Raw genomic sequence first — 22739 nt, 5'->3', positions numbered from 1 at the left:
TTGATAGTATAACGACACTAAACATTAGAAATGAGCGAAAGAGATTTATCAGATCAGGAAGAAATTCACTCCAAAGTTTTACGCGCAGGTAGAAGAACGTATTTTTTCGATGTAAGAAGTACAAAGGCTGGGGACTATTATTTAACGATTACAGAAAGTAAGAAATTTACGCATGATGATGGATCGTTCCATTACAAAAAGCACAAAATTTATTTATACAAAGAAGACTTTGAAGCCTTTAAGGAGAACGTAGAAGAAATGATGGATTTCATCATTAACGAAAAAGGTTCTGAGGTAATTTCTGAAAGACACCAAAAAGATTTTAAAAAAGAAGAAGTTGTAGCTGAAATACCGGTAGAAAATACAACTACAAGTACATCTAGTTTTACAGATGTAAGTTTTGAAGACATCTAATCATTGTACTTTCTTTTAAAAATTAACGGCCCTTCTTTAAGGGCCGTTTTTATTTTGTAGCTATTTAACTATCAAAAATCATACTTCACCAACCCAACATTTACCATTGTCAATAAACTCAGTACAATAAATGCGATGTATACAGAAAAGCTCAATGATAATAGAGCAAAGAGCAAAATCATATAAATAGGATAAGATAATATTGCGAATGCAAATCTAAAGGTACCCATAAACTCATCTTCAGGTACTTTTGGTTTTAACCATGTTCTCCAAATTAGAACAATAGGAAAATTTAAAACCGTAAATAGCAAATTGAATTTACTTTGTTGTTGCTTTTTAGTTTCAGTATCATTTGCCAAATCTAGCTCTTGATCAGTATATGACTGAATTTTTTCATTAGTTTTAGTAGGAGTCAAAAAATCTGCCTTCTCCAAAATCAGCCTATCTAAAATTTTGTCATAATCATCATCATTTGGAATGTGTACCGTTAATTGCTTTAGTCGTTCAGATACTTCCATCTTAATATCATGACTAGTTTTATTTAGATTACCTGGGTCATATAAACTTTTAGCTGAAATTGGGCTACCATAATGAATAGCAACCTCATCTGGAAAACGTGCTGCATGCTTGTAGTTAAAACCAACAGGAAGTAATAGAACATCTAATTCTGGGTGACGTTCAAATGTTCTAATTAGTATTCTTGTGAAGCCTTTACTCAAAGGTCTTACTTTTCGTCCAAGACTATGATTTGCCTCCGGAAATAATAACAGAGCCTCACCCCTACTTAATATGTCTGCACATGAATTAAATATGGCATCGTTGTTAGATAAGGTATCTCTACCATCGCGCATTCTATAAATAGGCAACATTTGAAAATAAGAGAATACACGTTTTAGAAATTTACCCTTAAAAACATCTGACCGAGTTAAGAAGTAAGGTTTCCGATTACAATCGGTCGCAATTAATAACACATCTACAAGTGCACTCTGGTGATTGGGCAAAAACATTACCGGTTGATCTTTGGGAATATTCTCCAAGCCAGAAATAACTATCTTTTTATGATAACCATAAAGTCCGGTTTTCACTACTATTTTAACCAAATAATATAATAATCCGCTCACGCTATAGTCTCTTTTGCAACTGATTTCCTATTCCAGAAAGCAGCCAAAATTAAGCCAGAAACAATATGCCAAACACCCCAAAAGGCGGCAAGCATTGCCATACCTCCTAATCCATCAAAAAAAGTAAAAATCAATAATAGACCCAAACCAGAATTCTGAATCCCTGTCTCTATAGTAATAGACCGCACACCAGCTTCCGGTAATTTAAAAATTCGTCCAAGACTATATCCTGTAAAAAATGCAATTAGGTTATGAATTAAAACGATCCATGAAACATATAGGCTATAATCCAAGAAAATGACACGGTTACTATATAAAGCAATAAATACTAAGCAGATAAAAAACACCAAGGAAACTACCTTAAGTTTCTTTGCAATTTTCAATGCCAATTTTGGTCTTTTATAATTTACGTACATACCAAACAATAATGGCATACCTAATAATAGAAAAACTATTTTTATCAGCTCTAAAGGAGTTATAGAAATTGCTTGAATTAGGTTAGAACTGGGCTCATAAAGCATAGACCAAAAATGAAAATTCAAAGGAGTCATAACAACCGCTAACATGGTTGCAATAGCAGTAAGACTTACTGATAACGCCGTATTAGCTTTAGACAAGTACGATATAAAATTAGAAATATTACCCCCTGGACAAGCTGCAACCATAAACATACCAAGGGCTATGCTTGGCAAAGGCTCTATTACCAGTACCAACAAAAAAGTAAATGCAGGAAGTAAAATGAACTGACTTATTAATCCCAGCACTAACGCTTTGGGTTTTTGCCATAAAGGTTTAAAATCTGAAATTGAAATCTCTAAAGCAACCCCAAACATGACCAAACTTAAAACAAGGTTCATAACCCAAAGTAAACCCGAATCAAAATTAATATGAACGGTATCTAAAATATTCTCAGTCAAAAATTTAAGAGATTTTTAATCCATTAGCCACTTTCATTTGCGGTTGAAGCAGCACCACTGAACTGTTTTCTACAGCTCCCAATATAAGACATTCGCTCATAAAATTAGCTATTTGTTTTTTGGGGAAGTTAACAACAGCGGTCACCTGAAGACCTATAAGGTCTTCTTTAGTATACTTTTGCGTTATTTGAGCAGATGTTTTTCTAACCCCTATTTCGGTACCAAAATCAATATGTAACTTATAAGAAGGGTTTCTAGCCTCAGGAAAGTCTAAAGCATCAATAATTGTGCCTACTCTAATATCTATTTTACTAAAATCGGCCCATGTAATTGTTTCTTTCATTATGTTAATCTTAATTTTTCAATCATATCTTTGGGTACATTACCTGCGTACATACCATAAGCATCTACCAATAAACCTTTTTCTCCGGTATTTGTTTCAATTACATACAATATAGTATTATCATCTGGATTACTCATACCTTCAAAACGATAAAATCTCACTACTTCTAACTCAGTAGCCTTATGAATCTTTTTTTTGCTTTTATTTTCAATACCTGCTTCGCACAAGTTAAAATCTTCTATATAGCCTTCTTCTTGTAAAGCTTTTATGGCTATAGATAATGATACGTATGAATTTTCCATGATATATATTTATTGAATTTAAGAATAGTATAAAGTAAATACAAGGGGTAATAAATTGTTAACTTAGTACAATAAAATTTTAGTTGGTATGGCAAGAACAGAAAGTAAAATGCTAGCATTAGGTACAATAGCTCCAGAATTTAGCTTATTGGATACGGTTAGCAAGAAAACCATGAACCTACATACGTTGAGTGGCACAAAAGGAACTGTAATCATGTTCATCTGTAATCATTGTCCCTTTGTCGTTCACGTAAATCCAGAAATCACTAAAATGGCTATTGAGTACCAAAAAGAAGGCATACAATTTATTGCTATATCTAGTAATGATGTTGAAAACTATCCGGAAGACGCTCCTCATTTTATGAGAATTAAGGCAAAAGCTGAAAACTACACCTTCCCCTACTTATATGATGAAGATCAATCTGTAGCAAAAAAATATGATGCCGCTTGCACACCAGATTTCTTTCTTTTTAATGGAGATTTAAAATTAGTGTACCGTGGTCAATTAGATGATTCTAGACCCGGAAATGGTTTATCCTTGACCGGTAAAGACCTTAGAAATGCCATAGAAAACCTATTAAAAGGTAAAGAAATAGATTCTGATCAAAAACCAAGTATTGGTTGTAATATTAAATGGAAATCAAGCACTTAACATTGTTGAAATTCTTATTTTAAATCATGGAGAGCACTATTCAGTTCACACTACTGGAACCAGAACTTTACAACATCTATATTGAAATAGGCTCCAAAGCCTATAATCAACATTATACACATCTATGGCCCAATGGTGACACAGCAACCTATATAGAAAACAGCTTTACGGAAAAGGTGTTATTACAGGAGGAAAAAGATCAGGATACCGTTCTTTATTTAATTAAAATTGATGCTGCATATGTAGGATTATTAAAAATAACTTTGCACAAACAGTTACAAGAATACAGTAAAGCTGATGCATTATATCTTGATAAAATTTATATACTTAACGAATATTCAGGTCATGGTATTGGTTCTAAATCTTTACAGTTTGTGGAAAAAATTGCCCATAGCCATGCTAAAAAAGCCATCTTTTTAGAATCTATGCAGAAAGGGCTGGCACTACCTTTTTACCAAAAAAGTGGATTCAAAATAGTTGCCAATACTCAAGTACCTTTTAAAAATGTTATTGAAACCGAGAAACCCATGTACCTTTTAAAGAAGATGATATAAGTTGCTCACCAACCTTTTCGTTCTGCCAAGGTTTTAATATGCGCAAAATGATGATTACCGTGCCATGCATACTTTCCTATATTTTCTGCAACAGATACATTCACATTCCCATCTGGGTGAATGTAACTCTTTTTTAAATCATTTGGCGTTAGCCGCACGCACATATAGACCAATTTGGCATGCAATGCTGTTAAATACGAAAGTGAAAGAGCTATAGGTGCTGTTTTAGCATCTATAAGATCACTCCATAACGTTTCTTCATAAACTTTTATAAGAGGTCTATTCTCTGTTAGCGCCCATTTAAAACGAGTATAGCTATGGTGGTGACTATCTGCTAAATGATGAATTACCTGTTTTACCGTCCAACCACCATTACGATACGGAGTTTCTAATTGAGATTCAGAAAAATCCCTTACTAAATTCAGCACCCTTTTAGGTAATATCTCCAAATCAGCAATCCATTGCTTAATATCATCATCAGAAATGTGGTCAGGACATGTAAAACGTCCGATCGGATACTTTAATTTTTCTAAATCTTCCATAAACTAAAAGTAAAAAATTTTAATAGACTTTTAACCCAAAAACTTTAGACATAGTCAATTAATCTACTAATTTTATAGGATAGTATATTATAAACATATAAAAACATTTCATTATGTCAACAATACGTTTGGGTGATAAAGCACCTAATTTTACAGCAGATAGCTCCATGGGATCCATCAACTTTTACGATTATTTAGGGGATAGTTGGGGTATTTTGTTTTCGCATCCTGCGGATTTTACTCCAGTTTGTACAACCGAATTAGGTACAGCTGCCAAGTTCAAAGATGAGTTCGATAAGCGCAATGTTAAAATGATTGCATTAAGTGTTGATGGCGCAGCTTCACATGCTGAATGGATCAAGGATATTAACGAAGTAGAGAACACGGTAGTAAATTTTCCAATTATTGCTGATGAGGACAAAAAAGTTTCTGATTTATATGATATGATTCACCCAAATGCAGATAATAACCTAACTGTTCGTTCTGTATTTATTGTTGCTCCAGATAAAACTGTGAAACTAACATTAACCTACCCAGCATCTACGGGAAGAAATTTCTATGAATTATTAAGAGTTATAGATTCTTTGCAGCTTACTGCTAATCATAAGGTTGCCACACCGGCGAATTGGGAACATGGCAAAGATGTTGTGGTGAGTCCGGCAATATCAACTGATGATGCAAAAGGTATGTTTTCTAGGGGAGTTACAGAGGTAAAACCTTATTTAAGAATGACGCCAGACCCTACGGCATAGCCCTAAAAACAAGTTCATTCTCAATACATTAGACAGAAATTATTAACCTTAAGATAACGTACAAGAATTTAAGTTTTTTAACAAAAAAAAACTATCTTCGCTTTTTAATTAATATTTAATTTTTCTATTATGAGTAAAGGAACAGTAAAATTCTTCAATGATTCCAAAGGTTACGGTTTTATCACTGAAGATGGTTCAAACGAAGATCATTTTGTACACATTTCTGGCTTAATCGATGAAGTTCGAGAAGGTGATGTTGTAGAATTTGAACTACAACAAGGTAAAAAAGGATTAAACGCCGTTAATGTGAAAGTAATTGACTAGGTAACGATTTAACTTTTTTATAGTATAAAACCCGAACCAATTGGTTCGGGTTTTTTTATACTCATACTTTTTTTAAAAAAAATTGTTCAACTTTAACGCAACCTTTTCTATAAATACATATCTATTGATTAAACAAGAATGGTTCCCCTACCTTATACTATGTATTTATGACCACATTTTTAACCGTATTTTTAGTTTTGATGATAGTTAACGTTATTTTGCTTTTAAGCAGTTTTGTTACTCGTAAAAAGTAGACATCAAAAAAAACACCCATATCAAAAAGATATAGGTGTTTCATTCGTATTTTAAAGTGATTAGGTCTTTTAGCCTACCTTCATTAATTCTACATCAAAAATCAGTGTAGCGTTTGGCGGTATTACACCACCTGCACCAGCTGATCCGTAAGCTAAATCCGAAGGGATTACAAAACGTGCTTTATCACCAACTTGTAGTAAAGAAATACCTTCATCCCAACCTGGTATAACTTGACCAATACCTAATTGAAAATCAATTGGAGAATTACGCTTGTAAGAAGAGTCAAAAACTTGACCGTTTAAAAGAGAACCTTCATAGTGTACAGAAACTTTTTCACCTTTTACGGCTTTAGCTCCATCACCTTTCTGAATCATTTTATAACGAAGTCCAGATGATGTAGATTCAAATCCAGCTGCTACTTTATCAAGTTCAGCTTCTTGTTGTGCTTTTTCCGCTGCTAATCTTGCTTCACCAGAAGCATTGAAATCTTCAAAAGCTTTTAATGCATTCCATTTCTCGGCAGCATCACCAATTCTAACTATTTCTAAAGATTCAATAATGTCATCTTGAGCTATTGCGTCTACAACTTCTTGACCTGTCTCTACATGACCAAAAATGGTATGCTTGTTATCTAACCAAGGCGTAGGTACATGAGTAATAAAGAACTGACTACCATTGGTACCAGGACCAGAATTGGCCATTGAAAGTATACCAGGGGCATCATGCTTTAACTCTGGATGAAATTCATCATCAAATTTATAACCGGCATCTCCAGTTCCTCTACCTTGTGGGCAACCACCTTGAATCATAAAATCTGGAATAACCCTATGAAATTTTAAACCATTATAATAAGGTTCACCTTTACCTTTTGCACTATTTTCCTTATCCCCCTCAGCTAGGGCTACAAAGTTACCTACTGTACCAGGGGTTTTTTCGTGAGTTAATTTTACTAGTATTTCGCCTTTATTTGTATTGAACTTGGCGTAAATTCCGTCTTCCATTTTATTTTTTTTAATGTGTGTCAAAGGTAAAGAATTTTAACGATTAGAACATTTGATCACCTTCAAAACCAGAAATTGAGTATCTGATCAAACCAAAATAGTCTTCACAGATTAAAATCCGTACTTATCTACTAGGTATATTAAACTTGCCATAGAAGCGGCCCCTAGCTGTAGTTCTCTTTTATTTACATGTTCAAAGGTATCGTTCTCTGCATGGTGATGGTCAAAATAACGTTGAGAATCTGGTCGTAAACCTGCCAATAGCATCCCCTCTTTTTTCAACGGACCTATGTCTGCACCGCTAAACCCTTGTTCAAAATAGTGTATCAAGTATGGTTTAAAAAGACTTTTCCATTCCAATACTTTCTCAAAGCCTTTATTTGATCCTTCAAAAGTAAATCCGCGAGGAGAAAATCCGCCAGAATCACTTTCTAGAGCAAATATGTGCTTTTCGTTTTTAGCATTTGCAACTTCAGCATATTTCTTACCTCCTCTTAACCCATTTTCTTCATTCATAAAAAGAACGACCCTAACCGTACGTTTAGGCTTGTACCCCGTTTTCTTAAATAGGTTTAAAACCTCCATACTTTGAACACAACCAGCACCGTCATCATGAGAACCGTCCCCCAAATCCCAAGAATCTAGGTGACCACCAACAACAATCACCTCTTCTGGTTTCGTTGTTCCTTTAATTTCCCCTATTACATTATATGATTCTACATCATTGTATTGTTTACAATTTTGTTTAAAATAAAAATTGATTTCAGGATTTAACTTCAAAGAAGTACTCAATAATTCTGCAGCATTTGTACTAATTGCCGCAGCAGGAATCCTCTCTGATACTATCTGGTTCCCATAACTCATTGCACCTGTATGTGGGTAATCATCTAAACGGAGATTCATTGAACGTATTATTACCCCAACTGCCCCATATTCAGAAGCTTCCAAGGCACCGGCATAACGCTGATCAACACAACTGGAATATGCAGTAAATGTATTGATCTGAGTTGGATCCATCGGTTTATTAAAAAACACTATTTTTCCCTGAATTTTATCTTTACCCAGTGCTGCCAGTTGTTCTATACCTTGCACTTCTACAATATTTGCCTTTACACCGTTGGGCGAAGTAGCCACGGAGCCACCTATAGCACAAATAGGCACATTAGTAGTCGTGCCCGGCGATGTTTCAAAATAAGCGAATTCCGGTGTACCCCTAACCCACTTAGGAACCATAACGGGTTGTAACCAAACCTTGTCCAACCCCAAAGAATCTAATTGAGCCTTTGTATAATCTACAGCTTGTTGCGCTTGAATAGACCCAGATAACCGACCACCAATTTGGTTAGACAAGTAATTTAACCAATCATAACCAGCACCATCTGTAAGTGCCGTGTCATATAGTTTTTTTATCTGTTCTTCATCCTTAATCTGAGATACTCCCACATATGCGAAAACAATGATAAAAAATAAAGTAAGTTTACCGTTCACTTTGTAATTGTTCTTCATAGCTGTCTAAATTAGCTATTATTTTTTCGCTCAACATAGGCTCCTTGATATCTTTGTATTTTTTTAACGATTCTAACAAAATAGATGCAACTATTATTCGTGTTGCTTTTTTATTATCTGCCGGCACCGCAAACCAAGGCGCATGCTCATGGGTAGTTTTAGAAATAGCTTCTTCATAGCAATCTTGATAAAGATTCCACAATTTACGTTCCTTTAAATCTCCTGGTGAAAATTTCCAATGCTTATCTTTTAAGGCTAATCTTCTTAATAGACGCTGACGTTGCTCTTCTTTGGATAGATTTAGAAAGAACTTAAAAATTAAGGTTCCATTTTCGGCAAGGTGCCTCTCAAAGTCATTGATTTGCTTAAACCTTTTATCCCAGAACTCTTGGTCAATATCATCTACCGTATGTATTCCTGGGATATGCTCGTTCAATATATATTCTGGATGTACTCTAGTCACCAACACATTTTCATAATGGGTCCTATTAAACACGCCAAATTTACCTTTTGCAGGCAGTACCAAGTAATGGCGCCAAAGATAATTATGACTTAACTCTAATTCTGTAGGGACTTTAAAACTATGTACTTCTACCCCACTTACGTTGAAATCCTTGAACACCTCACGTATTAAACTATCCTTTCCTGCGGTATCCATACCTTGTAGACAAACCAGAATACTATATTTTCCATGGGCATAAATTGTATCTTGAAATTCACCAAGTTCTCTTCTAATTTTAGACAATTCTTTTTTGAGTTCTTTATCAGACATTCCAAAATCCTCAAAAGTCTCACTATCGTCTATTTTAAAATTTTTGTTGGTCCTATATCTGTCCACTTTTATTTTATCCATTCTTAAATATATAATTTAATATGAATGATTACTAATTCAAATCAAAAAGATAAGTAATCCATTTTTGATCAATTCAGTTCATCGTTATTGAGGTGTATTGTATCGAAAATAATATTTTCAACAAGGTAAAGCATCTAAATTTATACATGTAAGGTCCCAAATCTTGCACCCAAATTACCTACTTATGAAGAGAATCATCTTTTTTTTCTGTGCTATTGCACTATTTCCTCTATACTCATTAAGCATGAACATAGAGTGTGAATACGCCAATTCTAACATGGGTTATGCCAAATCTCAGATAAATGCAGCATTGCTTGCCCAGGATATAAATAAAGCACGATTTTATGCGTACAAGGCACTAAGTGCCTTAGAAAAATCTAAAAACCAATTACATATTTGCGGATGTAAATATGCAAAAGAGAGTTTATTAGAAAATATTGAAGTGCTATTACTTGCTACAAAATCCACAACATTAGCTGGCACAATAAGTTACTTGAATACATCAATTGAATTAACGGATAACACCATTATAGTATTAGAATCACACGATATACATAATAGTATATACGCTAACGATCTACTTTCTGTAAATTCCAGTTCATCTGCAAAGCATACGCCCACAATAAGTAACACCCATCAAAATGAGCTATTTACAACTATCGATAAATCATTAGAAAAATATCGTAGTTCGTTAGACAAAGTAGTTCAAAGTGTTAACTGCAAAGATGCCAGCGCTTTTGCAACTAAAATCTTCAATGAATGCGAAGCGCAGTTATTACAACCAAATATTTCTGAAGGCAGTAAATATTATAATCTACGCACCAAAGAGATTACCCAAGAAGCCTTAAATAAAATTGGTAGCTGCCCTAGTCAAAGATAGATATAGCAAACTATTTACTGGCAAACAATTTTACATCATCTTCTGACACTTCTTGACCACCAAGAATAATAAGCCTTTCTACGACGTTTCTTAGTTCTCGAATATTCCCAGTCCAATCATAAGCTTTTAATAATTTGATCGCTGTATCTGAAAAGGTTTTACGGGCCATACCTTGCTCTGCTGTAATTTTTTTAGAAAAATGTTCTATTAATAACGGAATATCATCCCTTCTATCATTTAAGCTAGGCACCTGTATAAGAATAACCGCAAGTCTGTGATACAAATCTTCTCTGAAGTTACCCTCTTCAATTTCTTTTTTTAAATCTTTGTTCGTAGCCGCAATCACACGAACATCAACTTTTATGTCTTTATCTGTACCTACTCTTGATATTTTACTTTCTTGAAGTGCCCTTAGAACTTTTGCCTGTGCAGAAAGGCTCATATCACCTATTTCATCTAAGAATATGGTTCCTTTATTGGCTGCTTCAAATTTACCTGCTCTATCTTTAACAGCAGATGTAAATGCTCCTTTAACATGACCAAACAACTCGCTTTCTATCAATTCTGAAGGTATTGCAGCACAATTAACTTCAATAAAAGCTCCTGAACTTCTAGCACTTTTTTCATGTAACCAATGTGCCACTAATTCTTTACCCGTACCATTAGAGCCTGTAATTAAAACACGAGCATCAGTAGGTGCAACTTTCTCGATCATATCTTTGATCGTACCTATTTCACTACTTTCACCGATCATCTCGTAATTCTTACTTACTTTTTTCTTCAAGTTTTTATTCTCTACAACCAAAACTTTTCTGTCCAACGCATTCCTAACAGTTGTAAGCAATCTATTTAAATCTGGCGGTTTTGAAATATAATCAAAGGCCCCTAATCTCATAGTATTTACGGCAGTGTCTAGATCACCGTGGCCGGAGATCATGATAAACGGTATTTCTGGTTTAATTTTTCTAGCAGCCTCTAGTACTTCTACACCATCCATTTTAGGCATTTTTATGTCACAAAGCACCAAATCATAGTCATTGTTCTTGATAATCTCAATCCCCTTTAATCCGTCTTCGGCTTCTTCTACCGAGTATACATCATTTTCTTCAGATAAAATTTTAACCAATACCCTTCTAATTGCTGCTTCATCTTCAATTACTAAAATCTTTGACATATCTGCTTTTTAAATTCCTATTCTTATTCCTGTTCTAAAATATAAACCTGACGCATCATTTAACGTAAATATATCTTCCCTTTCCTCATTACGCAATGCACTATTTTGATAAATAGAACGCCCACCTATAAAGTAAACGGACATATCTTTAGTTATCTTATACTGGTACCCTAATGTCAATAATAATGCCGTAGAAGAGACATCGGTAGATAAATTATTACCGGGCAGCAGAATATCGTTCTGGATATTTACATAATACCCGTCTAAAAATATCTCGGTTTGAAAAAAGTGTCCCTTTTTTGTAAAATACTTCATACCTGACTTAGGTACTCCTAAGGTATAAGCCCAATTCTTATGAAATCTTTTTTCAAAATACACAAATGGCAACGGTACATCTATAGGAGATGTACCATTATATGAAATACCCCATACCAACATATATGGCTTATCTACTTCTTTCACATTTTTATATGCACCCACGGTATAGTTCATATTGAAATCTTCGTTCTGCAATTCTTGCACAAAATTTGTGGACCATCTTGGAGTAACGACTCCTATCAAGCGCCAACTTTCAGATAACTTATACATGTAGGCCAAGTTCACATCCAACACATGAAATTTGCTCAAGTCCCCAGAATTGGGAAATAAATCATCTGGAACCTCAAAATTATAACGGTTATATTCTGCACCAAGCACTAAAAAATCCATCTTATCACGGACCGCAATAGGAACATTTAGCACCAATTTAATACGCGATGTTTCAACTTCACCGCTATTTTCTGGCATAAGCATATACTCTAACCTAAAAACATCTGGAGTTTGTGCCACAACTGAATTGACAGTAAAAAACAACCAAGATACCAACAAAAATACACGACTATGCTTTTTCATTATTCCCTGCATTAGATTCTTTGCCGTATTGAATTGAACTTTGTTGAAATAAATGCACATCTCTTTGTGGAAAAGGAATAGAAATTTTATGCTTTCTAAATTCAGCATCGATTTTATATCTCACCTCACTTTTTACCCGTGGGTCGGTAAAACTATCCGAAATGTAAAAATTAACTGCAAAAACTAAGGCAGAGTCACCGAAATCTTCAAATATTACAAATGGCTTTGGACTCTTTAAAATAGTATTTTGTGACTTAACCACATCTAAAAGAATAGCGGTAACCAATTCAATATCACTTCCATAAGCTACACCAACCCGTACCAACTCTCTAGTAGTTTTATGATTTTGGGTATAGTTATAAACAATATCACTAATAAATTTATGGTTTGGAATAATAACCACTTTATCATCTCTAGTTATTGCCCTAGTGGTTCGCAGTTTTATTTCAAAAACTTTACCCACCTTATTATCTATTTCAATAATATCCCCTAATCTTAATGACTTATCTATAATGATGAAAATACCTCCTATGACATCTTGAAATATTTCTTGTAAAGCTAACCCAAGACCTACGAAAAGTGCTGCGGATGCCGTAATTAAGATGGTAATATCAATACCGGCGGCACTCATGGTAAACAGAATAACTATGACATATACCAAGTATTTGATAAATTTGAATATGCTGATAAACTTGAGTTTATCATCTACTTCCATTTTTCTGGTAAAAAACCTACGTATAGCCTGTAAAATTGTACTGGTCAGTAAAAATGCAATAATAATCAATAGCAGTAGACCTACAGTTATATGAATAGATTTTTCACCTTCGCCAAAATAATATCCTAGATCTAGAAATTTCTTAATAGTTCCCCAAATATCATCCTCAATTATTTCCTTAATTGTTTCTGTACTTTCTTGAATCATGACGAATATTTAAGCCACTTATACAATTCTTTATAACTTGGTTTTTTACCATACATTAAAATTCCCACTCGGTAAATTTTTGCGGCCACCCAAACAATACCAATAAAAGTAGCTATTAATATTACAATTGAGGTAATTAATTGCCAAACAGGCACACCACCCTCACCAATACCCCATGGCAAGCGCATGAGCATTACAATGGGAGAGGTCAATGGAAAAAGTGAAAACGCCACCGCTATAGGTCCGTTAGGGTTACTGAAAACAGAGAAAAACCCCACATAAATAGCCAACATCAAGGGTAAAATAACAGGAAATATAAATTGTTGGGTATCTGTTTCATTATCCACTGCAGCACCTATAGCAGCATAAATAGAACTATAAATTAAATACCCTAAAACGAAATAGACTATAAAAAAGAAGAGCATTGCAAAAATGGGCAAATCAAAAATTTCTTGAGCGTATAATTGTATGTTTTGGGTAAGGGCATCTACATCGACATTGGCGGAACTAACCATACCGGATGTCATACGATCATTATTAGTAAGACTAGCTGGATCAATATCAAAAATAGCCAGTCCAATAAACAGTAGAATGGTTCCAGAAATAATCCAAATTCCGAATTGGGTAATACCGGCAAGCGAAGTACCAATAATTTTACCCATCATTAAATGAAAAGGCTTTACAGACGATATAATAACCTCTATTATTCTACTAGTTTTCTCTTCAATAACGCTACGCATTACAAAGCCGCCGTAAATTATAATAAACATCATAATTAAATAGCCAAATGCACCGCCAATAATTGCCTTGATCTCGTTGATCCCTTTAATGTTTTGCAATCCATCAAAGGTTTCAATATTTATATTGTAGCTACGGTCCATTTCAGCGTACTCCTTTGGTGATAGCCCAAGTTCTTGCAAACGTTCTTGACGTAGTCTTCCAGTTATGGAATTCTCCAATTTATCTAGAACCGTAGCACTTGGGGCATCTTTACTATAGAAAAAAGCACGTTGTGCAACCCGTTCCAAATTAGGTTCATTTGGCAGATAAATTAGACCATAAAAGCCCATATTCATGGTAGAGTCTTTTGCCTGTGCCAATGTGATATCTTGAAAGTTGATGTACGAAGTTGCCTCTGACGTTACAAATTCATTAGCAAAATAATCACTTTCGTTCAAGACACCAATTACCTTTTTTTCAGTGTCGTTCAGTTGGGTCAAATATGCTATTAACAATATCATACCCACCATTAAAATAGGACTTAAAAAAGTCATAACCACAAAAGACTTATTACGCACTTTGGCTATGTATTCTCTTTTTATAATTAGCGGTAACTTATTCATGGTCAATATTTTTATTTTTAATGGTCTTAATAAAAATATCATTGGCAGACGGTATGGTCTCAATAAATCCGTTTACGTTTGCCCTTGCCCCCAGAAAAGACAAAATTTCACCAGATTGGTCAGAAGGCAATTGCACTCTAAGGTTTAACTGATTTTCAGTACTATCGTATTCTTGTGTTAGAATTTGAAACTTATCTTTCATTTCAAGTAGTAGCGCTTCTTGATTCCTGGTTTCTAAACCAATTTCAAAAATGTTATTCTTGTAAGCTTTTTTAATATCGGACAATTTTCCGTCCAGTATTTTTTCAGATTTATGAATCAATGCAATATACTCACACAATTCTTCAACCGACTCCATTCTATGTGTCGAAAAAATTATGGAAGTACCATTTTCCTTAAGACTTAAAATCTGTTCTTTGATTATATTGGCATTTATTGGATCAAAACCGCTAAAGGGCTCATCAAAAATCAACAGTTTTGGTTCGTGTAGTACGGTAACCACAAATTGTATTTTTTGCGCCATTCCCTTAGAAAGTTCTTGGATTTTTTTGTTCCACCAATCTCCAATCTCCAATCTTTCAAACCAATACTTCAAGCGTTTCTTTGCTTCTGATTTTGAAAGCCCTTTTAACTGTGCTAGATAAAGTGCCTGCTCACCAACTTTCATACTCTTATAAAGTCCGCGTTCTTCCGGCAAATAACCAATTTGTGCAATATGCTCAGACTTTAATAACTCTCCATCAAAATAGACAGCACCTTGATCAGGAAAAGTGATTTGATTTATGATACGTATCAAAGTGGTCTTACCAGCCCCATTAGGACCTAGTAATCCGTAGATACTATTTTTAGGTATTTCAAGGGAAACGTTCTTCAATGCCGTATGGCTTCCAAACTGTTTGGTGACCTCATTAGCAACCAAAATGTGACTCATGTACTCAATTTCTTCAAAGATATTGAATTGTTTCGATTAGCTACACTCTTTATGATTCCTTTATAAGACAACGCTTTAAAAGCGTTATGTACCGTAATAAGTTTTGTTATAAAAAGCAAAACCCACCCTTAATAAATCAAGGATGGGAAAAAAATTGCTATGAAAAAGAAAATTAATATTGGTCGCCCAATATTATCTCAAATATACGTTTTTTATTTAAAAACTAAATATTTAGAATTTAAGAGAACATATCTTTGACTTTTTCAAAAAATGACTTATCAGATTTCTCTGGTTTAGGCTCAAAATTATCATTGCCCTGCATTTTCTCAAAGAACTCTCGTTGTTCTTTATTCAGTTCTTTTGGTGTCCAAACATTTACGTGTACCAAAATATCACCGGCACCATATCCATTTAAACTTGTAATACCTTTACCTCTAAGTCTCAATATTTTACCAGACTGAATACCAGCTTCTAACTTTATACGAACCTTACCGCCTACGGCATCTATTTCTTTTGAGGTTCCTAGAACGGCTTCAGAAATACTCACATAAAGATCGTAATGAAGGTTATCACCTTCTCTTTTTAAAGTACTGTGTTCTTGGGTTTCTATGGCAACCAATAAATCTCCTGGCACTCCATTTCCTGGAGCATCATTACCTTTATTAGGCACTTTCAACTGCATACCTTCTTCTACACCTGCCGGTATATTAATAGAAACGGTTTCTTCTGCAACCTTAAGTCCCTGTGCATCTGCATCACCTGGTTTACCATCTAAAATTTGACCACTACCTCCACAAGTACTACAAACAGCTGCTGTTTGCATTCTACCAAGTATCGTGTTCTGAATTTTTGTCACCTGCCCCCTACCATTACAGGTAGTACATGTTTTATAGGTAACCCCTTCGGCTTGTACTTTTCGTTTTACCTTAACTTTTTTCTCTACGCCATTTGCAATTTCTTCCAGGGTCAATGAAACCCTTATTCGCAGATTGCTTCCCTTTACTCTACGTTGACCACCGCCACCGCCAAAGCCGCCGAAACCGCCACCCCCAAAGCCGCCGCCAAAAATATCACCAAATTGGCTGAAGATATCATCCATATTCATACCGCCGCCAAAGCCGCCGCCACCGCCGCCTTCAAAAGCAGCATGACCAAATTGATCGTAGCGAGCTTTCTTATCGGCATCACTGAGAACCTCATAAGCCTCTGCAGATTTTTTGAATTTCTCTTCGGCAGCACTATCCCCTGGATTTTTATCAGGGTGATACTGCAAAGCTTTTTTACGGTATGCTTTTTTTATTTCTGCAGCAGTTGCATTCTTACTGATGCCTAATACTTCATAATAATCTTCCTTCATTCCAATTTTTTAATTTCCTACTACTACTTTTGGATGCCTAATGATACGGTCGCCTAACTTAAATCCTTTTTCGATAACATCAATGATTTTGCCTTTCATTTTTTTATCTGGAGCTGGTATTTGAGTTATTGCTTCATGTATTTCTGCATCGAATACATCACCCGCTTTAACTTCTACCATTTCCAAGCCTTTACCTTTAAGCGTCTCCCTAAGCTTCACATTAATTAGCTCGATACCCTTAAATACTTCCTTGTCGTCTGACTTTGCCAATTCTTTAATTGCTCTATCAAAATCATCCAATACAGGCAACAATGAAACAATTACCTCCTGACCAGCAGTCTTAAACAACTCCATTCGCTCTTTAGAAGTTCGCCTTTTATAATTTTCAAATTCAGCAAATAACCTTAAAAATTTATCCTTCTCTTTTGCCAACTCCTCGTTAAGCACTTCTTCTACAGACCTTTCTTCTTCCTCTTCTACCTCTAACTTACGCTCTTGCTCTTCGCCATCTAATATCGCATCATCCAAGAACTCATCATCTACGGTGTTTTCTTTATCACTCATAATTTTTTGTAATTTAAATCGCTGATTAAAAGCAGGCAAAAGTACTGCCAATTCTTTAAAAATGTCAAAATGTCACAATAGATTAAAAAAAAATCCGCCATAAAGCGGATTTAATTATCTCTAACAAATAGTTTAGTTTCTATGAAACAAATTGTTTTGTCACATTACTCTTAGCATCAACACACGCCGTATTCGTATTATAAATAGCACCAAGTGCTTGACAAATATTGACATAATGGAATATAAAACCTTCTTCTTCTATTTTTTTACTGCTTACACGCTGACTGGCAAATAATATATAAGCCATCTTCCCAAGTACGGTATACATTACAAATTTGGGCACATTTGGCATAAATAACGGCTGATCCAATGCCTTCGCAATCTCTTTTACAAGCTTCAGATTGGTTACCGGATTGGGCGCCACACCATTATAGGTACCTTTTAAATTGTATTTTGCAATATGAAGAAATATACCCGCCAAATCAGTCACATGGATCCAAGATTGCCATTGCTCCCCAGATCCAAAAGCTGCTCCTACATAATATTTAACCGGTTTTGCCATTTCAGGTAACGCACCGCCATTTTTTGACATAACAAGCCCAATACGGACTTTGGCAACCGATAACCCAAGAGATTTAAATTCATTTATTTTATTTTCCCAAATGGTAACTACCTTACCTAAAAAGCTATCATCAACCTTTTCTTCATTTTCAGTATAATAATTACTTAAAGAATCTGGATAAATACCTATTGCCGATGCAGAAATTAAAGAAGTTACCGTATGGCTTTCGTTTTCAAGCAAGGTTTTCCTTAAAAGTTCTAAGGTATTGACCCTACTATCAATAATTTCCTTTTTATAACTACTGGTCCATCTCTTAGAAATACTGGACCCTGCTAAATTAATGATTACCGAAACACCATCTAGGCATTTTGAATCTATTTCACCAGTAGACGGGTTCCAAAAATAACCTTGGTAATTATCTTTTGAAACGATTTTATTTTTACGAGTAGTAAGATAGTTAACGGAATAACCTATATCATGGCATTGAGATACCAACTCGCTACCTACTAAACCTGTTGCACCTGTTATCAATACTTTCATGGACTAAAGGTATTATTTTTGATACATCCTGATATACTATTTAATTCCGATTTAACATTGTCGCCAAAGCTATTGACGTACAACGCGTTAATATTTTACTAATACCAGCACTGCTATTGCTTTTTAGCTCTTAGCATTTCTCTTTTACCTGGAGGTCCCGGTAATTTCTCAACCCGAAAACCCACCTCTAACATAGCACGCCTAACACTACCTTTTGCGGCATAGGTAACTAAAATACCACCACTTTTCATGGCATTGAACATAATTTGAAAAATCTCAACTGTCCACAGTTCCGGCTGAACACGAGCACCAAAGGCATCAAAATACACTAGGTCAAACGTATTAATGTCATCAATCTCCTTGAAAAGCTTTTGTTGTTTAGTTAGTTTGAAGTTCGAAGTTATTTCTATCTCCTGCCCCCACGAAGCAGCATGCATTAAATCAAAGTCATCTTTTCTTGAAAGTGACTCTAATTCTTCTAAGTAATTTAATTGATCAAGTTCTTCTGCCGATACAGGGTACGCCTCTACACCAGTATAGTTAACCTGAAGATTACGTTTTTCATATTCAATTAAGGTGATAAAAGCATTTAAACCTGTACCAAAACCTATTTCAAGAATGCTCAATTCCTGATCTTTAAATAAGTCTAAACCAGATTTTATGAATACATGATAAGCTTCTTGAATAGCACCATGTTTAGAATGGTATTGCTCTTGCCAATCCATAATCTGGATGGTCTTAGAACCATCGCCGGTAATTATAATTTCTCTTTTCAATTAATTTAGAACTATTACTCCTGTTGCCTCAAAACTATAGGTTCTCTTAGGAGCTGTTATTTTTGCTATTTCTTCTATGGTTTTACCACCATCTTTTGCATAATGACGTTGATCATCAACACTCATTTCCTCAACAAACGCCAATCCGTTCAAGACTACTTCTTTTTCCAGAATATCTGCTGGCATAAAAAATCCGTAATCTTTAAACCGCACCATGGCTTGCTCACCTTCTGGCAACTCAACAACCATCCAACAACCTTTTACCTTACAGACTTCCCTTACCTTGGTCTTAAACTGAAGATTCAAAGAATCTGACACCGGCATAGAAGCAAATTGCGCCATAACTTCATTTTTATGGCTTAAAGAAGTGATTTCAAACTCTTCACCATATAACTTTGACGCATTAATTTCATTATTTTGCTGGGCAAGGCATGTAAAAAACCCAAATAAAAAGACAAGTAATATGTTAAATTCTTTCATAAATCCTAAAAATGTTGATATACCTACAAAACTCATCAATTTAAAACTAAAAAAGAAGTACTAGTAGGGATATTTGTTTAATTTTAATCAACTAAAGTTACGTATTTCATGAGTATTGCAACGAAAGATATTATAATAGAAAAGGTAAAAACTTCAAAATTTGATCAAGTAGATTTTGACAATCTTGCCTTTGGTTCTGTATTTACAGATCATATGTTAGTCTGTACATATAAAAATGGTGCATGGGAAACTCCTAAAATAACCCCTTACCAACCCATAACATTAGACCCTTCTTCAAAGATTTTTCATTACGGACAATCGGTTTTTGAAGGAATGAAAGCTTACAAGGATAATAATGACGATATCTATTTATTTAGACCTTTAGACAACCATAAGCGTTTTAATATTTCGGCAGAAAGAATGTGTATACCTCAAATTCCTGAAGATTACTTTATGGAAGGTTTGACTACGCTTTTAAATTTAGATAAAGATTTTATACCAACTAAAGAGGGTAGTTCTTTATACATAAGACCATTTATGTTTGCTTCTGGAAATGGATTTCATGCGTCACCGGCCAATGAATATAAATTCATTATTGCTTGCGCGCCATCTGGCTCTTATTTTTCAGGCAAAGTAAAAGTTCTTATAGAAGAGAAGTATTCTAGATCGGCAAATGGTGGCGTAGGTTATGCTAAAGCCGGTGGTAACTATGCAGGTCAGTTCTACCCAACGCAACTAGCTGTTGAAAAAGGATACAACCAAGTAATTTGGACAGATGACACCAACCATGAATTTATTGAAGAAGCTGGTGCCATGAACATATTCATTAGAATAAACGACACCTTATTAACAGGACCTACTAGCGATCGCATACTTGATGGTATCACCAGGAAAAGTATTTTAAAAATTGCCGAAGATAAAGGTATTAAAACTGAGGTTAGAAAAATTACGGTCAAGGAAGTTGTGGAGGCCGCAGAAAATGGGTCGTTAAAAGAAATGTTTGGTGCTGGAACAGCTGCAGTAATTTCACCTATTGCAGGTTTTGGGTACAGAGATATTGATTACGATTTACCTGAATTAGAAAATAGTTATGGAGAGCAATTAAAGAAAACCATAACTGATATTCAGTATAACAAATCTGAAGACAAGTTTGGTTGGCGCTTTAAAGTCAAAGCATTATAAATAAAAAAGGGGGCGATACGCCCCCTTTTTTATTTATCTAAAATTACCTCTATATTAGGTTTAGAATAATTAGGTCCCTTAAGAACTTTACCATCTTCTCGATAAATAGGCTTACCATCTTCACCAAGCTTACTCATATTACTTCTTTGTATTTCATTAAAGACTTCTTCTATTTTATACTGCATACCATGCTCCAAAATAGTTCCACACAATATATAAAGCATATCTCCTAAAGCATCGGCCACTTCTACAAGATCATTATTCTGCGCCGCTTCAAAATACTCTTTATTCTCTTCATCCATTAAATTAAAACGCAACGTATTCTTTGCCTCCCCTAAATCTGCAATCATATCTTCTGAAACCCCTAGACCAAAAGAATTATGAAACTGTTCTACTGCTTTGATTTTATTTTTCATCTTTATTATACTGTTTTCCGTTAGCTTTGCGTAAAAATATAAAATATGTTTAGCACCGGACAAATCATTTTTGCAATTGTATTTGCTGTGGTTTTCGCCATCATTATTGTCATATCTTATCGAAAAGACCTTAAACTACATCAAAAAAATTTCAAAGGTGTTAAATGGATAGGCATATTCTTTACATTATTCATAATTCTACTCCTTGTAGTTAAGTTTCTACTAAAAGAATAGTTAAAATTTTTCCTACACCACAAAAATTAACTTTTTCACAACAAAATGGTGATTATCCACGTTAAATATACCAAATACCGTAATTTTGCGTTATTCATCTATAAAGGTGCAATAAATTATGATGACATTTCTTACAATTTTTTTAGTATTAGTAGGTATTAACATTGCACTGGTAGCGGTTAGTTTAATTCGTGTTTCCCAAAAAACAAAAACACGTTCTCAAAAATCCGATAAACAACCTACACCAGTTATCTATCCGTTAGATTTACTTACAACTAGCTACAAAAAAGCTGTTTAGTTCTTACCTTTATAAGGTATGAAACAATTACTACTCGTATTTATAGGTGGTGGATTAGGAAGTATTCTAAGGTATTATATATCAAAAAACCTAAACGACTACTATTCAAATTTCTATTTAGGTACATTTTTAGTGAACATTATTGGTTGTTTATTAATCGGTATAATAATAGGACTATCTCTTAAAAGCAATTACATTTCAGAAAATCAGACACTTCTACTTGCCACCGGCTTCTGCGGAGGCTTTACCACTTTCTCTACATTCGCATTAGAAAGTAACTACTTATTTAAAGAATCTTCATTACTTCAAACATCCCTTTACATGGGCTTAAGTTTCACTATTGGCGTATTGGCTATATCATTTGGCCTATGGCTTTGCAGAATGTTATAAAATCAACATTCCACAAACACTTTTTTATTTTTATTCATTTTTTCAAGTATTTACCGATTAATTAAACAATCGTTAGAAAATCTCATCTTTTCTTGACAATTATCCTACTATTAGCCCCCCCGTTAACAACCCTAAACATCTTCAATAATACACTATATAAATAACAATACCCTAAAATAATAAGGGTCTATATTGTTATACCAATAAAAATTCCTGCATACACCCTCTTAATTTTAGGGTGTATTCGTTTTTAACATATATTT

At 34.5% G+C, this 22739-nt stretch carries 28 protein-coding genes; 9 read left to right on the top strand and 19 right to left on the bottom strand.

Going from position 1 to position 22739, the window contains the following annotated elements:
• The first annotated feature begins 30 nt into the window (after positions 1-30).
• Entirely contained in the window at positions 31-414 is a 384-nt protein-coding gene (locus tag BW936_RS07780; protein ID WP_076547763.1) for a PUR family DNA/RNA-binding protein, read from the top strand.
• A 71-nt stretch (positions 415-485) separates the two neighbouring features.
• On the opposite strand, the gene BW936_RS07775 is transcribed toward BW936_RS07780, so the two are convergent.
• Genes BW936_RS07775 through BW936_RS07760 form a run of 4 tightly spaced genes read right to left on the bottom strand, consistent with a single transcriptional unit; the run spans position 486 to position 3097 of the window.
• Positions 486-1535 carry a lysophospholipid acyltransferase family protein gene (locus BW936_RS07775; protein ID WP_084182012.1) on the bottom strand — a complete coding sequence of 350 codons (1050 nt, stop codon included), beginning with the start codon at positions 1533-1535 and terminating at the stop codon, positions 486-488.
• Positions 1532-2452 (bottom strand): bile acid:sodium symporter family protein, encoded by a 921-nt coding sequence (locus BW936_RS07770; RefSeq protein WP_076547762.1) that lies wholly within the window; start codon positions 2450-2452, stop codon positions 1532-1534. Before BW936_RS07770 ends, BW936_RS07775 begins: the two co-directional genes overlap by 4 nt.
• A 4-nt stretch (positions 2453-2456) precedes the next feature.
• Positions 2457-2795 carry a tRNA-binding protein gene (locus BW936_RS07765; RefSeq protein WP_076547761.1) on the bottom strand — a complete coding sequence of 113 codons (339 nt, stop codon included), beginning with the start codon at positions 2793-2795 and terminating at the stop codon, positions 2457-2459.
• Positions 2795-3097: a phosphoribosylpyrophosphate synthetase gene (locus BW936_RS07760; RefSeq protein ID WP_076547760.1), complete on the bottom strand. Its 303-nt coding sequence runs from the start codon at positions 3095-3097 to the stop codon at positions 2795-2797. Before BW936_RS07760 ends, BW936_RS07765 begins: the two co-directional genes overlap by 1 nt.
• A gap of 88 nt (positions 3098-3185) precedes the next feature.
• Between BW936_RS07760 and BW936_RS07755 the strand changes: the two genes are divergently transcribed.
• Positions 3186-3749: a thioredoxin family protein gene (locus BW936_RS07755; RefSeq protein WP_076547759.1), complete on the top strand. Its 564-nt coding sequence runs from the start codon at positions 3186-3188 to the stop codon at positions 3747-3749.
• A gap of 26 nt (positions 3750-3775) precedes the next feature.
• Positions 3776-4303, top strand: coding sequence for a GNAT family N-acetyltransferase (locus BW936_RS07750; RefSeq protein WP_076547758.1), 528 nt, complete (start codon positions 3776-3778; stop codon positions 4301-4303).
• 5 nt (positions 4304-4308) lie between these two features.
• On the opposite strand, the gene BW936_RS07745 is transcribed toward BW936_RS07750, so the two are convergent.
• Positions 4309-4845, bottom strand: coding sequence for a YfiT family bacillithiol transferase (locus tag BW936_RS07745; RefSeq protein ID WP_076547757.1), 537 nt, complete (start codon positions 4843-4845; stop codon positions 4309-4311).
• A 113-nt stretch (positions 4846-4958) separates the two neighbouring features.
• Between BW936_RS07745 and BW936_RS07740 the strand changes: the two genes are divergently transcribed.
• Positions 4959-5597, top strand: coding sequence for a peroxiredoxin (locus BW936_RS07740; protein ID WP_076547756.1), 639 nt, complete (start codon positions 4959-4961; stop codon positions 5595-5597).
• A 129-nt stretch (positions 5598-5726) separates the two neighbouring features.
• Positions 5727-5921: a cold-shock protein gene (locus BW936_RS07735; RefSeq protein WP_027064347.1), complete on the top strand. Its 195-nt coding sequence runs from the start codon at positions 5727-5729 to the stop codon at positions 5919-5921.
• A gap of 323 nt (positions 5922-6244) precedes the next feature.
• Here the strand turns inward: BW936_RS07735 and BW936_RS07730 are convergent, their stop codons facing one another.
• From BW936_RS07730 to BW936_RS07720, 3 genes are all read right to left on the bottom strand, one after another.
• A complete protein-coding gene (locus BW936_RS07730; protein WP_076547755.1) occupies positions 6245-7177 on the bottom strand; it encodes a peptidylprolyl isomerase in 933 nt (310 codons plus the stop codon).
• A 111-nt stretch (positions 7178-7288) separates the two neighbouring features.
• The gene (locus BW936_RS07725; protein ID WP_076547754.1) at positions 7289-8683 is read right to left on the bottom strand and encodes a M20/M25/M40 family metallo-hydrolase; all 1395 of its coding nucleotides are present in this window, start codon (positions 8681-8683) and stop codon (positions 7289-7291) included.
• Positions 8655-9536 carry a PPK2 family polyphosphate kinase gene (locus BW936_RS07720; RefSeq protein WP_076547753.1) on the bottom strand — a complete coding sequence of 294 codons (882 nt, stop codon included), beginning with the start codon at positions 9534-9536 and terminating at the stop codon, positions 8655-8657. Before BW936_RS07720 ends, BW936_RS07725 begins: the two co-directional genes overlap by 29 nt.
• A gap of 244 nt (positions 9537-9780) precedes the next feature.
• Between BW936_RS07720 and BW936_RS07715 the strand changes: the two genes are divergently transcribed.
• On the top strand, positions 9781-10416 hold the full coding sequence (locus BW936_RS07715) for a hypothetical protein (RefSeq protein WP_084182011.1): 636 nt from the start codon (positions 9781-9783) through the stop codon (positions 10414-10416).
• A gap of 10 nt (positions 10417-10426) precedes the next feature.
• On the opposite strand, the gene BW936_RS07710 is transcribed toward BW936_RS07715, so the two are convergent.
• The 10 genes from BW936_RS07710 to BW936_RS07665 form a co-directional block, all read right to left on the bottom strand.
• The gene (locus BW936_RS07710) at positions 10427-11590 is read right to left on the bottom strand and encodes a sigma-54-dependent transcriptional regulator (protein ID WP_076547751.1); all 1164 of its coding nucleotides are present in this window, start codon (positions 11588-11590) and stop codon (positions 10427-10429) included.
• A 9-nt stretch (positions 11591-11599) separates the two neighbouring features.
• Positions 11600-12481, bottom strand: coding sequence for a DUF6268 family outer membrane beta-barrel protein (locus BW936_RS07705; RefSeq protein ID WP_076547993.1), 882 nt, complete (start codon positions 12479-12481; stop codon positions 11600-11602).
• Positions 12468-13403, bottom strand: a complete 936-nt coding sequence (locus BW936_RS07700) for a mechanosensitive ion channel family protein (protein WP_076547750.1) — start codon at positions 13401-13403, stop codon at positions 12468-12470. Before BW936_RS07700 ends, BW936_RS07705 begins: the two co-directional genes overlap by 14 nt.
• Positions 13400-14746, bottom strand: a complete 1347-nt coding sequence (locus BW936_RS07695) for an ABC transporter permease (protein ID WP_076547992.1) — start codon at positions 14744-14746, stop codon at positions 13400-13402. The genes BW936_RS07700 and BW936_RS07695 overlap by 4 nt, the downstream gene beginning before the upstream one ends.
• A complete protein-coding gene (locus BW936_RS07690; protein ID WP_076547749.1) occupies positions 14739-15677 on the bottom strand; it encodes an ABC transporter ATP-binding protein in 939 nt (312 codons plus the stop codon). The genes BW936_RS07695 and BW936_RS07690 overlap by 8 nt, the downstream gene beginning before the upstream one ends.
• Positions 15678-15915: 238 nt before the next feature.
• Positions 15916-17034: a molecular chaperone DnaJ gene (gene dnaJ, locus BW936_RS07685; RefSeq protein ID WP_076547748.1), complete on the bottom strand. Its 1119-nt coding sequence runs from the start codon at positions 17032-17034 to the stop codon at positions 15916-15918.
• Positions 17035-17043: 9 nt separating this feature from the next.
• Entirely contained in the window at positions 17044-17598 is a 555-nt protein-coding gene (locus tag BW936_RS07680; RefSeq protein ID WP_076547747.1) for a nucleotide exchange factor GrpE, read from the bottom strand.
• A gap of 139 nt (positions 17599-17737) precedes the next feature.
• Complete coding sequence (locus BW936_RS07675; protein WP_076547746.1) at positions 17738-18700, bottom strand: TIGR01777 family oxidoreductase; 963 nt, start codon at positions 18698-18700, stop codon at positions 17738-17740.
• Positions 18701-18813: 113 nt separating this feature from the next.
• A complete protein-coding gene (gene mnmD, locus BW936_RS07670) occupies positions 18814-19476 on the bottom strand; it encodes a tRNA (5-methylaminomethyl-2-thiouridine)(34)-methyltransferase MnmC2 (RefSeq protein ID WP_076547745.1) in 663 nt (220 codons plus the stop codon).
• Positions 19477-19956 carry a DUF4920 domain-containing protein gene (locus BW936_RS07665; RefSeq protein ID WP_076547991.1) on the bottom strand — a complete coding sequence of 160 codons (480 nt, stop codon included), beginning with the start codon at positions 19954-19956 and terminating at the stop codon, positions 19477-19479. It abuts the gene before it with no gap.
• Positions 19957-20064: 108 nt separating this feature from the next.
• On the opposite strand from BW936_RS07665, the gene BW936_RS07660 reads away from it, so the two are divergent.
• Positions 20065-21138 carry a branched-chain amino acid aminotransferase gene (locus BW936_RS07660; protein WP_076547744.1) on the top strand — a complete coding sequence of 358 codons (1074 nt, stop codon included), beginning with the start codon at positions 20065-20067 and terminating at the stop codon, positions 21136-21138.
• Between the two features lie 29 nt (positions 21139-21167).
• Here BW936_RS07660 and BW936_RS07655 read toward each other — a convergent pair whose 3' ends face one another.
• Positions 21168-21554 carry a pyrophosphohydrolase domain-containing protein gene (locus BW936_RS07655; RefSeq protein WP_076547743.1) on the bottom strand — a complete coding sequence of 129 codons (387 nt, stop codon included), beginning with the start codon at positions 21552-21554 and terminating at the stop codon, positions 21168-21170.
• Positions 21555-21906: 352 nt separating this feature from the next.
• Between BW936_RS07655 and BW936_RS19460 the strand changes: the two genes are divergently transcribed.
• Together BW936_RS19460 and crcB are read left to right on the top strand one after the other, a co-directional pair.
• Positions 21907-22086, top strand: coding sequence for a hypothetical protein (locus BW936_RS19460; protein ID WP_143744068.1), 180 nt, complete (start codon positions 21907-21909; stop codon positions 22084-22086).
• 18 nt (positions 22087-22104) lie between these two features.
• Entirely contained in the window at positions 22105-22476 is a 372-nt protein-coding gene (gene crcB, locus BW936_RS07645) for a fluoride efflux transporter CrcB (protein WP_076547741.1), read from the top strand.
• Positions 22477-22739 lie beyond the last annotated feature (263 nt).

The organism is Maribacter ulvicola (assembly GCF_900155985.1).
Classification (GTDB): domain Bacteria; phylum Bacteroidota; class Bacteroidia; order Flavobacteriales; family Flavobacteriaceae; genus Maribacter; species Maribacter ulvicola.
This window is presented reverse-complemented; position numbering and strand designations above follow the sequence as displayed.

Coding starts and splice junctions, on each gene's coding strand:
- BW936_RS07780 (WP_076547763.1), top strand. CDS start 31: ATGAGCGAAAGAGATTTATCAGATCAGGAAGAAATTCACTCCAAAGTT.
- BW936_RS07765 (WP_076547761.1), bottom strand. CDS start 2,795: ATGAAAGAAACAATTACATGGGCCGATTTTAGTAAAATAGATATTAGA.
- BW936_RS07760 (WP_076547760.1), bottom strand. CDS start 3,097: ATGGAAAATTCATACGTATCATTATCTATAGCCATAAAAGCTTTACAA.
- BW936_RS07755 (WP_076547759.1), top strand. CDS start 3,186: ATGGCAAGAACAGAAAGTAAAATGCTAGCATTAGGTACAATAGCTCCA.
- BW936_RS07750 (WP_076547758.1), top strand. CDS start 3,776: ATGGAGAGCACTATTCAGTTCACACTACTGGAACCAGAACTTTACAAC.
- BW936_RS07745 (WP_076547757.1), bottom strand. CDS start 4,845: ATGGAAGATTTAGAAAAATTAAAGTATCCGATCGGACGTTTTACATGT.
- BW936_RS07740 (WP_076547756.1), top strand. CDS start 4,959: ATGTCAACAATACGTTTGGGTGATAAAGCACCTAATTTTACAGCAGAT.
- BW936_RS07735 (WP_027064347.1), top strand. CDS start 5,727: ATGAGTAAAGGAACAGTAAAATTCTTCAATGATTCCAAAGGTTACGGT.
- BW936_RS07730 (WP_076547755.1), bottom strand. CDS start 7,177: ATGGAAGACGGAATTTACGCCAAGTTCAATACAAATAAAGGCGAAATA.
- BW936_RS07725 (WP_076547754.1), bottom strand. CDS start 8,683: ATGAAGAACAATTACAAAGTGAACGGTAAACTTACTTTATTTTTTATC.
- BW936_RS07720 (WP_076547753.1), bottom strand. CDS start 9,536: ATGGATAAAATAAAAGTGGACAGATATAGGACCAACAAAAATTTTAAA.
- BW936_RS07715 (WP_084182011.1), top strand. CDS start 9,781: ATGAACATAGAGTGTGAATACGCCAATTCTAACATGGGTTATGCCAAA.
- BW936_RS07710 (WP_076547751.1), bottom strand. CDS start 11,590: ATGTCAAAGATTTTAGTAATTGAAGATGAAGCAGCAATTAGAAGGGTA.
- BW936_RS07705 (WP_076547993.1), bottom strand. CDS start 12,481: ATGAAAAAGCATAGTCGTGTATTTTTGTTGGTATCTTGGTTGTTTTTT.
- BW936_RS07700 (WP_076547750.1), bottom strand. CDS start 13,403: ATGATTCAAGAAAGTACAGAAACAATTAAGGAAATAATTGAGGATGAT.
- BW936_RS07695 (WP_076547992.1), bottom strand. CDS start 14,746: ATGAATAAGTTACCGCTAATTATAAAAAGAGAATACATAGCCAAAGTG.
- BW936_RS07690 (WP_076547749.1), bottom strand. CDS start 15,677: ATGAGTCACATTTTGGTTGCTAATGAGGTCACCAAACAGTTTGGAAGC.
- dnaJ (WP_076547748.1), bottom strand. CDS start 17,034: ATGAAGGAAGATTATTATGAAGTATTAGGCATCAGTAAGAATGCAACT.
- BW936_RS07680 (WP_076547747.1), bottom strand. CDS start 17,598: ATGAGTGATAAAGAAAACACCGTAGATGATGAGTTCTTGGATGATGCG.
- BW936_RS07675 (WP_076547746.1), bottom strand. CDS start 18,700: ATGAAAGTATTGATAACAGGTGCAACAGGTTTAGTAGGTAGCGAGTTG.
- BW936_RS07665 (WP_076547991.1), bottom strand. CDS start 19,956: ATGAAAGAATTTAACATATTACTTGTCTTTTTATTTGGGTTTTTTACA.
- BW936_RS07660 (WP_076547744.1), top strand. CDS start 20,065: ATGAGTATTGCAACGAAAGATATTATAATAGAAAAGGTAAAAACTTCA.
- BW936_RS07655 (WP_076547743.1), bottom strand. CDS start 21,554: ATGAAAAATAAAATCAAAGCAGTAGAACAGTTTCATAATTCTTTTGGT.
- BW936_RS19460 (WP_143744068.1), top strand. CDS start 21,907: ATGATGACATTTCTTACAATTTTTTTAGTATTAGTAGGTATTAACATT.
- crcB (WP_076547741.1), top strand. CDS start 22,105: ATGAAACAATTACTACTCGTATTTATAGGTGGTGGATTAGGAAGTATT.